Origin of the sequence: Massilia varians (assembly GCF_027923905.1) — a bacterium.
Lineage (GTDB): Bacteria > Pseudomonadota > Gammaproteobacteria > Burkholderiales > Burkholderiaceae_D > Telluria > Telluria varians_B.
In genome coordinates, this window is sequence record NZ_AP026966.1 from 595,719 (window position 1) to 607,730 (window position 12,012).

The 12,012-nt window shown below is 55.3% G+C and carries 9 protein-coding genes and 2 pseudogenes; 3 read left to right on the top strand and 8 right to left on the bottom strand.

Annotated features, from left to right (window positions below; all coding sequences use genetic code 11):
- Positions 1-68: 68 nt before the first annotated feature.
- Positions 69-1,303, bottom strand: a pseudogene (locus MasN3_RS25255) (zinc-dependent alcohol dehydrogenase family protein).
- Here MasN3_RS25255 and MasN3_RS02775 point away from each other — a divergent pair.
- Complete coding sequence (locus tag MasN3_RS02775; protein ID WP_281912119.1) at positions 1,191-2,120, top strand: LysR family transcriptional regulator; 930 nt, start codon at positions 1,191-1,193, stop codon at positions 2,118-2,120. The pseudogene MasN3_RS25255 and the gene MasN3_RS02775 sit on opposite strands and share 113 nt — an antisense overlap.
- Positions 2,121-2,243: 123 nt before the next feature.
- Entirely contained in the window at positions 2,244-3,239 is a 996-nt protein-coding gene (locus tag MasN3_RS02780) for an MBL fold metallo-hydrolase (protein WP_281912122.1), read from the top strand.
- A 248-nt stretch (positions 3,240-3,487) separates the two neighbouring features.
- On the opposite strand, the gene MasN3_RS02785 is transcribed toward MasN3_RS02780, so the two are convergent.
- From MasN3_RS02785 to MasN3_RS02815, 7 genes and pseudogenes are all read right to left on the bottom strand, one after another.
- Positions 3,488-3,907 (bottom strand): hypothetical protein, encoded by a 420-nt coding sequence (locus MasN3_RS02785; protein ID WP_281912125.1) that lies wholly within the window; start codon positions 3,905-3,907, stop codon positions 3,488-3,490.
- Between the two features lie 7 nt (positions 3,908-3,914).
- Positions 3,915-6,377: a hypothetical protein gene (locus MasN3_RS02790; RefSeq protein ID WP_281912127.1), complete on the bottom strand. Its 2,463-nt coding sequence runs from the start codon at positions 6,375-6,377 to the stop codon at positions 3,915-3,917.
- Positions 6,361-7,869 carry a hypothetical protein gene (locus MasN3_RS02795; RefSeq protein ID WP_281912129.1) on the bottom strand — a complete coding sequence of 503 codons (1,509 nt, stop codon included), beginning with the start codon at positions 7,867-7,869 and terminating at the stop codon, positions 6,361-6,363. The genes MasN3_RS02790 and MasN3_RS02795 overlap by 17 nt, the downstream gene beginning before the upstream one ends.
- On the bottom strand, positions 7,866-9,218 hold the full coding sequence (locus MasN3_RS02800; protein ID WP_281912130.1) for a site-specific integrase: 1,353 nt from the start codon (positions 9,216-9,218) through the stop codon (positions 7,866-7,868). The genes MasN3_RS02795 and MasN3_RS02800 overlap by 4 nt, the downstream gene beginning before the upstream one ends.
- A gap of 105 nt (positions 9,219-9,323) precedes the next feature.
- A pseudogene (locus MasN3_RS02805) lies at positions 9,324-9,524 on the bottom strand (tRNA 2-thiocytidine(32) synthetase TtcA); the annotation flags it as partial.
- Positions 9,521-9,919, bottom strand: coding sequence for a dihydroneopterin aldolase (locus tag MasN3_RS02810; protein ID WP_281912132.1), 399 nt, complete (start codon positions 9,917-9,919; stop codon positions 9,521-9,523). The pseudogene MasN3_RS02805 and the gene MasN3_RS02810, both read right to left, overlap by 4 nt.
- A gap of 12 nt (positions 9,920-9,931) precedes the next feature.
- Complete coding sequence (locus MasN3_RS02815) at positions 9,932-10,723, bottom strand: SDR family oxidoreductase (RefSeq protein WP_281912134.1); 792 nt, start codon at positions 10,721-10,723, stop codon at positions 9,932-9,934.
- A 61-nt stretch (positions 10,724-10,784) separates the two neighbouring features.
- Between MasN3_RS02815 and MasN3_RS02820 the strand changes: the two genes are divergently transcribed.
- Complete coding sequence (locus MasN3_RS02820; RefSeq protein ID WP_281912136.1) at positions 10,785-11,933, top strand: class I SAM-dependent methyltransferase; 1,149 nt, start codon at positions 10,785-10,787, stop codon at positions 11,931-11,933.
- Positions 11,934-12,012: the final 79 nt, after the last annotated feature.

The window sequence follows — 12,012 nt, forward strand, 5'->3', positions numbered from 1 at the left end:
GCCCAGGCGCGGTCGATGTAATCGACGAACTTACTTTCGATACGGGTGGGACCACAGCTGCGTTAGCCTTAGTCTTCGGCGACCTTGATCACAATTTTCCCGAACGCGCCGCGTGACAGATGTTCATAGGCTTGTACCGCGTCTTCGAAGGCATACACCTTGTCGATGACCGGCTTGATTCGGTGTTGATTGAGGAATGGGTTCATCCGGTCGAACGAGGTACGCGGCGCGACCGCGATGCCACGTATCGTCGTCTGGCGGAAGATCACCGGCATGAGCTGCAACTGCGTGGTTTGGCCAGTCAGGAAGCCCACCTGCGCGATCACGCCGGCTGCCTTGGTGGCCTGAACCGACTTGTTCAGGCCATCGCCGCCGGCGACGTCGATGGTGACGTCGACACCTTTGCCACCAGTGAGCTCCAGGACCTTTTGCTCCCAGTCCGGATGCTTACGGTATTGATGCCGTCGCTGACCCCCAGTGCCTTGACCTTCTCCAGGTTTTCGTCGCTGCTCGACGTCGCGATGACGCGTGCGCCGTGAGCCACAGCGATCTGGGCTGCGAAAATCGAGACGCCGCCGGTTCCTTGGACCAGCACGACCTGCCCCGGCTGCAGGTTGCCGACGTCCATCAGCGAGTACCAGGCTGTCAGGGCTGCGATCGGCAAGGTCGACGCTTCCTCGTTACTCATCGTATCGGGTGCTTTGACCGCGCCGTTCTCGTGCAGGATCATGTATTCCGCCAGGCCGCCCGGCAGCGGTGACCCGAGGCAGTATTCAGGTTCGTCGGATGCTGGGGCACCGTCGAGCCAGCGCGAATACAGGTGAGAGTTCACGCGATCGCCGAGCTTGAATCGAGTGACGCCTTCACCGACGGCGACAATGCGGCCGACAGCATCGGATACGGGGATCAGGGGTTTCGGCACCTTGTGCGGTTCATAGAACCCATCCACGATCGCCTTATCACGGAAGTTCAGCGAAACAGCCCCCACTCGTATCAGAATTTCGCCAGGCCCTGGCGTTGGCAATGGTGCTTCGCCGAGCACGAGATTGTTGAGACCAAAATCGTTGAGAAGCCATGCCTTCATATCATTTCCTCGGTGTGTGTTTGGTCTGGAAAGTCTAGTTGATCCCGGCAGGCAGAAAAAGCCGCTAAAATTCCAGACTTCCCATCCTCCCAGTCCATAATCAGCCATGGAAGATCGTTTCGTAGGCATCCGTGAATTTGTTCTGACCGTTGAGAAGGGAAGCCTGACAGCAGCTGCGGCGCAGCTTGGCGTGACCGGTTCTGCAGTCGGCAAAAGCATCTCGAAGCTTGAGGCGCGCCTGGGCGTGCAGCTACTGCACCGTACGACGCGCCGGATCGATCTGACCAGCGAAGGAGAGGCCTATTTGCTGAGCTGCCGGCGCATCTTCGAAGAGCTCGATCAAACCGAATCTTTCCTTGCGACCGGTCACCAGCACCCGATAGGCCGCCTGCGCGTGGACCTGCCGACGACCTTTGGACGCCGCCACATCGTTCCGACCTTGCTGGACCTCGCGGAGCGCCACGATAAACTCGACCTTAATGTCACCTTGCGTGATCAGCCAGTCGACATGGTCGCGCAAGGGATCGACTTGGCCGTTCGTATCGGCGTATTGGGTGACCACCCCGATCTCATCGCGCGCCGGCTGGGAGACCAGCATCTGATGACTTGCGCTTCGCCTGAATACCTGGCGCGCAAGGGCGTGCCATTGTCCTATGCCGATTTGTTCCAGCACGATTGTCTGACCGGATGGCGACGTGGCGCCAAGCCTGCCTGGCTGCTAAAGGACGAGCAAGGGAAGTTTGAACGCTACGAGGTATCGGCACGGCATGAGCTGACGGACGGCGACGCGCTTCTCGAGGCGTGTATCCGCGGCGCTGGACTGGCACAGCTCCCCGTCTGGTTAGCCGGTAAGGCTATCCAGTCCGGGGCCTTGGTGCCAGTGCTTCCCGAAATTTCCGGGGCGGCTATGCCAATCCACGTCATCTGGCAGAAAACGTGGCACATGCAACCCAAGGTGAAGGTAACTGTCGACGCGCTGACCCAGTTGGCCGCCTCGTGCCCTGATATTTTCAACGCGAAGTGCGATACATTATAGAATCTTAGGATGAAGTCTTCATCCATAGATGTACTTACTGGAATACAGAGACAGATTTAGACTGCTATCAACGTTGTTGCTGAATGCAACGACGGTCGATCAATCGTTTATGAAAGCAGAACCATGAGTAAGAACTTTGGAATCCGTGCGCGCAATTTGCTCTCCAACCTGGTGATTTCCTCGCTGATCGGTGCCGCGGCCGCCCATGCCGCCGCACCTGTACAAAGCGAACAGGCCCCAGGTTTTTACCGACAACAGGTCGGTGACGCCGTCGTCACGGCAGTCTACGACGGCTATCTCGACCTGGATCCCAAGACCCTGTCGGGGATGACCCAGCAGCAGATCCAGGTCCACATCGCCAAGCTATTCCAGGCAAAGGACTCCACGGTGCAGACCGCGGTGAACGCCTATCTCGTTCATACCAAGAATAACCTGGTCCTGATCGACTCCGGCTCGTCGGACTGCTTCGGCCCGACGGTGGGGCGCCTGGTCGACAACATCAAGCTGGCCGGCTACGATCCTGCAGACGTCGATACCGTGCTGCTGACCCACCTGCACCCGGATCACGCTTGCGGCATCACGACGCCGGATGGCAAACCGGCGTTTCCGAATGCGACCGTCTGGGCCGATCGCAAGGATGCCGACTTCTGGCTCAACCAGTCATCGGCATCCCGTCTGCCGGAAAGTCAGCATGTGTTCCTCAAAATGGCGCAGGCCGCTGTCGCACCGTATGCCGCGCAAGGCCGATTCAAGACGTTCACCGGCAGCGACACGATTGTGCCGGGCATCACCGTCGTTCCTTCCAACGGACATACGCCGGGCCACTCGTCGTACCTCGTGAAGTCCGGTGCGGAGAAGCTCCTGGTATGGGGTGACATCGTGCATTTCCATGCAGTCCAGCTGCCACACCCGGAAGTGACGATCGAAGTCGATGTCACATCGAAGGAAGCGATCGCCTCGCGCCGGAAGATTCTGGCAGAAACCGCGCAGCGGAAATGGCTCGTGGCTGCCGCCCATCATCCGTTCCCCGGGTTTGGCCATGTGCGCAAAGAGGTGACCGGGTATTCCTGGGTGCCCGTCGAGTACGCGGAGTTGAAGACTGCCGCTAAAGGCAAATGATTCGGTGAGCTGATCTGGCCCTGTTAGGACCACAAGCGGTCCTGACAGGTTAGGATATTCGTTTTCCGCTACAAAGGCATCGCCGTTCTATAGGTGCAACACCGTATTCGCTCAGGCCAGCGGGCTCTATAAACTGCGAAATTTTATGAGCAAAAGTACTGCAAAATACTCAAGAGACACGTGCGAATGAACAGGAAGCTACTGCAGAGTATCGTGGGTTCCTGCACTGTGAGTTCCTACACTCCTTATCATCCTTGTTGACTTTTTGTGTTGTCAGGCAGAGGATCAAGCAAGTTACTACCTCCCTCAAGTAGGGAGGCGTTGTACACCAACTGTGTGTGACGTAACAGTAAGCGATCGTACTTCAGCTGTAGTTCACTTACCTTGGACTTCAGATCAGAAATTTCCTGTGCAGCATCAGCTTCGTTCATTACAGCCGGAGCAGCTGGTTCTTCCTTAAGTCTTCTTTTTGCCACTAAGAAGGCGTCGTAGATGTCCTTGTTGTCTGACAGGGATTGTCGTGACCAGACTTCGTCAAGAGATGCCTCAACGGTCTTCGCAATGGCTTCGCGAAGACTTTCCCATGTTAGCCGATCGTGCTTTGGCCATCGTCGCAGGACAGCGACGATGTCATTTTTGTCTTTCTCAGACATCTTTTTCATACCCATAGTCGATCTACTCCTTCTCTTTCGTTGCCGACAAATTTTCTGCACGCAGCCGCAACGTTAAGTCGGAACTGCTCATCGCACGGGGTGGGGCGGAAAACGTCACTAGAGTCCCGATTTCAATATCGTCGTTGTCCTCGGCCGCCAGGATTGCATCATAACGCGCTAGATCATCTTTAAACTGCTGGTAGTGTAGTAACAGAGGGCGCGGCGGATCCTCGTGTAACTTGATCTTGCTTTCCGCTTTATTAATCATCTCGATGGTGTAGCTTCGACGAATTTGTATCTCTGGCAAACGCTTTTTATCCCCTTTGCGCCAAATTTGTTGGTCGCAACGAGTACAGTCTCCATACTGCTTGCACGGGTCGAGTGACCAATCCGTTGAGCAGCCTCCAATATCCGTAACATGTTTAGGTGCGGCATTCTCAAACAAAAATGTTTGGCGATCTACCAACTTTACTTTCCGGGCTTGGTCAGCGACAGGTCCTACTACGTCAAAATCAACATCAGGATCGAAAGTGTCTATCGATTGGACCAGAATTTCATGCGGACTACGTAAGTCGTAGTGGTCGGATTGCGTCCCGGTCTTTCTTCCTGCAAGCTCGTCAATAAAAACCTCATGGGCTCCAGCTAGCAATGCTTCCGTATGGTGATATTTTCGCGTGTCGTGCAATGTTAGCGATGGGTATGTGCCGTCACGTAGTCTAATATCAGTTTTGCGAAACAATAGTGGCTCGCCATCGGACGAAGCATCTCCGCTAAGCCATCTATTAATTAAGTCAGCCTTCACTGGCCCAGGCATCCACCAGCGACCCTTATTCTCGCCGATTCCAACCTTGTCATTCTCAAGTTCGAAGCAGACAAGCAGTGCATTATCTACACGCATGGTGTTGTCTTTATCGATGAATGGCCAGTGGGGAAAGCTGCTACTCGATTGGAATTGTTTCAAAAGCCAGTCCTTGAGGTCGTCACTCTTGATGCGTTTGTGGGCCAGTTGACCTTCTTTGAAAAGGTCGGAAAATAAGACGCCTTTTGTCCTTGGCTCCTTAACGTATCGCAAGGCGCAACCTTTTCCAATGTAACAGTCTTTTCTAATCCCGATCGGAAAGCGTGTTTCAATGTTTAGCTTCGCACAGGCTGTCTCGACAGCGGAAATAGTTAGCATACGCTCTAGACGTGAGCTGTTATGCGGCTCTAGTTCGGATATGTCCCCTGGAGTATTCACAAAATCTAACACATCGATCTGGTTCCTAAAGCGCTGGGGAAAGACGGAATAGCCCGTCGAAGGTAAAGAAATTTCAAAGATATCACAGACTTCTTGGACTGTAAGATAGGGTTTGTCAAACTCGGCTTTAAGACGTTCAGGGATATACAACTCGTTGATAGAACCAAAATCCGATCCAAACTTCTCTATATAGAACTTTAATGCCTTATTAGCCCCGTCTGTATGTGAAAGTAGTCGCTGGAACAGCTCATCTGCCAAGTCGCTTAACTTTACTGGAATCGGCAAGTCCTGATGAATGCCGACTTTCGGCCTGCTGATCCTGATCCTGCAGCGTTCTGATGCACTATCAGACCTATAGACTGCGTCTCTGCTGAGTACCAGAGCATCAGACATGCGCATGGATACGGTCGTAAGGCTGAATCCCGCGATCGAGGCAAAGAAATTTGCCAAGCTATCCGGGCCAAACAAAGCAATCGTTTTCCGATAGGCCAATCCCACGGCCGCAACATGCTCGCTAGTAAGTCTGGGAGGTGCTTGGGTAAGATCTTCAGAGTTGAGAGAAATGGCTCTTTTTCGCTGCTTGTTAGGGATGTGGGATGAAAAATTAATAGGCGCTGTGATGAGGCGAAATCCCTTGTCCTGGAAGCGGAACGTCTTGCTTTTGTAACCGTCCTGCAGCATTCCGGCGAACATCTCAAGCTCTTTGCCTATATCATACTTTCTGCCTGCATGATGCGACGAATTGCTAACTGCTGCGAGAGCTCGATCCAATACTTTTCTGCTTATTTTCGCAGGTGATGAATCGCCAGAGTTTATATCTCGCAAAGCTTTCTCAATGTAACTCATGGCATAAACGGTCGCTCTTGCAGGCGATCGCAAAGCCTTATAGTAGGAGATCACGTTCACGTAAGCCTTGGCAAAAGCAAGGAATGCTTCGGAGGAAATTAACGCATCAGGATTGAATATTTTCGGAGCGGCGCCTTTGCGGGCGCGTTGGAAAGCAGATCGTGCTTCTCCGGCATACTCTTGCTTTATGAACCACGAGCGGGTGTTCTGATCGCCGTGTGCGAATACTTTAGACGACCAGGCAAAATATGGGATGTGAGGGTCGTAGTTTTCGGAGTGATAATCGTTGATCCCCGCCGTTCCACCTGGACTTGCCCACTCAACGAATTTTTGAATTCGCGCTTCCACTCCGTCAGACGAGCTTGGGGTGGGGAATGTATATACGCTAACTGATACTTGCATTCTTTTCTATTTCGCTTATTACGAACTTGACGGCTGCGATCAGGTGCGCGTCGCGTTTTGTGGATTCCGCAGATAGATTAAGTTTTTGTGCGGCCGCCGTTTTTCTTTCTAAAAACTTAAGGACTGAAGAATGAGCGCCATCAGTGAAAGCTTCAAAGCGGGGGCAAACGTAACAACCTATAGGGGCGAAAACGTCACATGGATCGCCTGCACAGTCACCGAGGGAATCGTCGAGGTCCGGACTCAAAATCGCATGGTGGGGGTCATGGTTTGTGGCTTCGGTAGGCTCGACAATACGACCTCTGAAGGCGTTGTGCACCTCTTGGTTGTGGCCGTCGAGGCGGTCCTCGTAATCCATATACGCTTCCTCATCCAGATTGACATAATGTCTTAAGGAAATGGTAGAGGTCTGATAGCCAGCCCTTGCAAGTACTGGAAGAGGTGCTCCAAGTACCGCTAGATGTGTTAGTTTTGTATGCTTGAAGCGGCGCGTGAAAAGGTCTGTATCTTCAACGGTTGGCAATGCTTCTGCAATGCGTCTTCTGGTAATCTTGATTTTATTGGGAATTCGAATTGCCGTGTCTTTGGCTGCTCGACCCCCAAAGCCTCGCTGGATTATCGAGAAAAGTGGTTGAGTTGGCTGGGGGGGATGCCCAAGCGTCAATTCAAGGAACGCTAAATGCTGTTGAAGCGCAGCAGTTACTGCTTCCGACATCCGGTATTCCATCATGTACGATCTAGCTGGCGTTGCGTGTTGTTTTACGATTGGTATATTGAGAAAGGCGTGAACCTTTTTTGTCCCTTCCTCAATTTCGTACCTGACATCACCAGTCCTCAGGAGTTCAAGTTGTGTGGGTCGCAATCCCAGTGACACAATCAATCTCCAGAGCAGATTGTCTTGAGGATCGAACACTCCTGAAATATATAATTCGTCGACTTGGGCCAGAATTGCTCGAACCTCTCCGATTGGCAGCGGCCTTTCGTGCGGCTCAGTAATCTGTATCTCGGACGTATGCTTGGGTTTTGGCGATTTTGAGAGTGTGAGATAATCGGAGAGATCGCTCGATATTCCTGGAATCTTCCTCTTTGACCAATACAGGAGCGCTGAGCGGAGGAGTTTCTGCTGAGATGCGCCTTTTGCTGCGGCGTATTGGTTGAACATTTTTAGGGTGATGACATGTATAGGCGGGTCGGATTTTCTATAAACCGACCTTATAAATAGGTGGAGTTCATTCACCCATTTCTGTAGGGTACTTACTTTGCGCTTACCGTTGAGCGCGTGTAGGATGGCAAAATGAAGTGCTGTTGATGTTTCTGCGCTAAGATGTTCGGAAACGTTTTTCAATCGTAGTGTCCAGTTCCCAATGTCACCAGTGATGAGCATTTCATCCAGATTCACTAAGACGAATTTTCCGGTGTCAACGATTTTAACTTTCGCCGGCAGTTCGATATCTGAAACGGTTTTACGCGCCGAATGGATTTCGTAGTTCATGTTTTTCTTTGATTAGACTCTAGCTGCCGATCTCTTTCTTCAACGAGCTCTGCTTCACGTTTCTCTGTGAAGCGTCTGGTATAGTGGTTTGGAGTTTCTGAGTTGGGGGACCAGTGGCCACGATTTCGTAAGACTGCCTTGGTGTCTTTTTCGCTCTTTCCAGATTTTTCGCATGTTTCTGCAAATTCGGTAAAGTGTGTATGCCTCAAGACATGTGGGGAAATGGTGGCAGATGTGTCGGGAATGGAGTTAAGCTTAGCGACAATTCTATTCAGATTGCGCTGTGAGATTGGCTTGCCGCGTTGCTTCCCCTGATGGCAGACGAAAAGGTAGGGTGTTTCTCGAGAGCTGGTACAGGCGTCAACGGCGGCTCGTCGGTCGCCTCTGGTATATTCGATCAAATCGGATGCTAGACTTCTGCTGACGATAATTGGACCAGGGAGCGTTTTCACGGCTGGCTCTATAACTCTTTCGTCATCAGGATCGTTAGGCCGTCGAATGACCTTGATGACGCCAACCGTTCTTCCTTCAAGAACATAGTTGTCATCAATGTCCCCACATTGGAGTTTTAGGAGTTCACCTGCTCGAAGACCAGTAGCAAGTAGGAGTCGGTTAATTAAGCGATCTCTTCTTCCTTCAGCAGTATTCGGGAGGAAGTTTGTTGATGCGAGGTTTTGCCTGACCGCCGTCGCGTGAGCTTTATCTAAGGAGCGGTAAGGCGCAGCCTTGTTCTCCGCACTCATGTGCGAGGTGAAAGCTTCTTGTAATGATTCTTGGAGGTAGACACTACGCGCGATGGCCCCGTCTTCAAGAAGAAGAGTACCTTCGACCATTTCCTTGGTTAGCCAAACCAAATAGGCAGAAATATTTTCAAGGCGGCTGTTGGTTGTGCCGCTTTCAACCGCCCGTGCTGATGCAAGGACTCGAATATTGTCGGTTTCGCGTTGTCGAGCACGAACAAGATCCAGAGCGGTGGACTGGCACCGTCCACTGAGATCAGTTATTTCTCGTTCTGAGAGAGCTGGGCGGCCAGCACGTAGCCGAGCCTCCGGTCTTTGCCAAACGGCGACACCGGGCGTCTTGGCACGCGCCGCTTCGTTGCGGTCGGTTTTTAATTTGACCCATTCTATGTAGAAAGCAAGATCGTAAAGAACGGTAATCTGCGTACGTAACGCCTTCTGCCCGTACTTGCGCAGTATATAGATGGTCGGGAGCTCGTGGAGTAGTCCGCTAGCTTTGTCGACCAGGAGGGCGCGCCGGACTGATCGACGGTTCTTGCCTTGACCAAGCTCGTCACGGATGACGCGGACACCTGCGGACAGCGAGGGTTTGGTTTTGGAGGTCTTCAAACGATGCTGGCTCAAAATCAGCCAGCATATGCAGCCCTGTCGATCCTGTAAAGCAAGATCGCCGGTTGAGTCCTAGTAGTTAGCGATCTGATAGGTCAATCTTTACACTGGCAAGAGTGTGCGCATACCCTTGCCGCCCGACAGGCAGACCATCACCTTGTCGCCGTCCTCGATCATGTTGAAATCGCCGATCGCCTGGCCCACCAGGCGACACAGGCGCTTGTGCAGCTTGTTGTTCTCGAACGCCACCTTTTCCGCTTTTTTAGCGGCATCGGCGCTCAGTTGATCGAGATCCGCTTCGCTCATGCTTCTTCCTTCAGTTGGAACACTTCCACGCCCACGCCCTCGCAGTCGGGGTAGACGTCCGGCTTCATGGTCGACACGCGCGCGGCGCGCACCCGCGGGTGCGTCAACATCGCCTTGACCACGTCGTCGCACAGTGTTTCCTGCAGGTGGATGTGGCCTTTCGAGATGCGCCTGGCGATGGTCTCGCGCATGAAATCGTAGTCGACCACTTCCGACAGCTGGTCGGCCTTCGGGGTGGACTGCTCGAGCGGGATGTACAGGTCGACGTTGATCAGGACACGCTGTTCCGCCCGCTTCTCGAAGTCGTGCACGCCGATGTTGATCATGACTTCGTAGTTGCGCAGGAACAGCCGGCGGCAGTCGCGCAAGCTCGGGTGGATCAGGGCGGATAACATGGTAAAGCCTTATTAGGAATATTGATTGTTTTCAGTCAGGAACATCACGTCCCGTGATAATGGTGCCAGGTGCTGGCCGCCGTCGACCAGCAGGGTGGTGCCGGTCACGGCGCGCGCCCCGGCGGCATACACCACTGCATCGGCGATGTCCTGCGGGGTCGAGGAACGGCCCAGCGGCGTCATGCGGTGCGCGCGCGCGAAGCCTTCCTCGCTCTGCTCGCCCGACACCATCGTGATGCCCGGCGCCACGCCGACCACGCGCACCGCGGGCGCCAGCGCCTGCGCCAGCATCGTGGTGGCCGCGTGCAGCGCCGCCTTCGACAGCGTGTACGACAGAAAATCCGGGTTGAGATTGTACAGTTTCTGGTCCAGCAGGTTGATCACCACCGACTGCGAATCTGCCGGGGTGGCGGCGTGCAGGGCCTGCGCCAGCAGCAGCGGCGCGGTCAGGTTCGCGCCCATGTGAGTGGCGAGCAGGGCCGGAGAAAAGCTGGTGGCACTGTCGTATTCGAACAACGATGCATTGTTCACCACACAGGTGATCAGCCCCAGTTCCGCCGCCACCCGGCCGGGCAGGGCGCGTACCGCGGCTTCATCGAGCAGGTCGCACTGGAACAGGGCGGCGCGCCGGCCGAGGCCCCGGATGGCTTGCGCCGTCTCGATGGCCTCGTGCTCGGAATGGCGGTAGTGCACGGCGACATCCCAGCCGGCGGCAGCCAGGCCGAGCGCGATCGCACGCCCCAGGCGGCGGCCGGCGCCGGTCACGAGCGCGACCCTCGAAGCGGTGTGGACGGATTCGGTCATGCCTTGATGTGTGCTGAGGTTGAAAGATGCTGCTTGTTTGCCGTTTCGCTACAATGCCGGCATGTCCCTGCCCGCACCTACTCCCGACGCCCTTGCCGCGTCCCACTCCCTGCAACAACTGATCGCCGCCGAGATCGAACAGCTCGGCGGAGCGATGGCGTTTTCACGGTTCATGGAACTGGCGCTGTACGCACCCAGACTCGGGTACTACAGCGGCGGCGCGTCCAAACTGGGGGCTAGCGGCGATTTTACGACCGCGCCCGAGATCTCGTCCCTGTTCGGGGCAGCGTTGGCGCGCGCGGCAGCCGCTATTATCGCCCAAAGCGCGCCCGACATCATCGAATTCGGCGCCGGCACCGGCAAGCTGGCGCGCGACGTGCTCACCGCCCTCGGGAAGATGGGCGTGCAGGTGCGCTCGTACACCATCATCGAACTCTCGGGCGAGCTGCGCGCGCGCCAGCAGGAAGCGCTGAAGGACTTGCCGCAGGTCCGCTGGCTGGACGGCATGCCCGCCAGCTTCAGCGGGGTGGTGCTGGCCAACGAGGTGCTCGATGCGATGCCGGTCGAACTCGTCATCCGCAAGGACGGCCGCTGGCAGCGCCAGATGGTCACCGTCGACCAGGGCGCCTTCGCCTTCGTGCAGCAGGCGCTGCCGGAGGATCTGGCGCGCCACGTGGCACGCCAGATCCCCGACGCCGAGCACCTGCCGGACGGCTACGTCACCGAGATCCACCCGGTGGCCGAAGGCTTCATGGGCTCGCTGGCGAGCATGATGAAGGGGGGACGCGGCGCCGCCTTCCTGTTCGACTACGGCTTCCCGGCGCACGAGTACTACCTCGACCAGCGCATGGGCGGCACCCTGATGTGCCACTACCGCCACCATGCGCATCCGGACCCCTTCTACCTGCCCGGCCTGCAGGACATCACCGCCCACGTGGACTTCACCGCGATGGCGCTGGCATCCCAGAAAGCCGGCCTGCCGGTGCTGGCCTACATGAACCAGGCCTCCTTCCTGCTCGGCTGCGGCATCGGCGAGCTGCTGATGGAAACCGACCCGCAGGATGCGCTGCGCTTCCTGCCGCAGTCGAAGGCGGTGCAGAAACTGGTGTCGCCGGCCGAGATGGGCGAGCTGTTCAAGGTGCTGGTGGTGGGGCAGGACGTGGACTTGCTTGACGCTATCGTGCGGGCGGACCGCGCCCACCGCCTGTAGAATTTTTGACATCTTGCGCTCCGGACACAAATCCGGCTAAGCTGTACAACCCGGAGCGTTCGCGGATCGTCAACGGAAC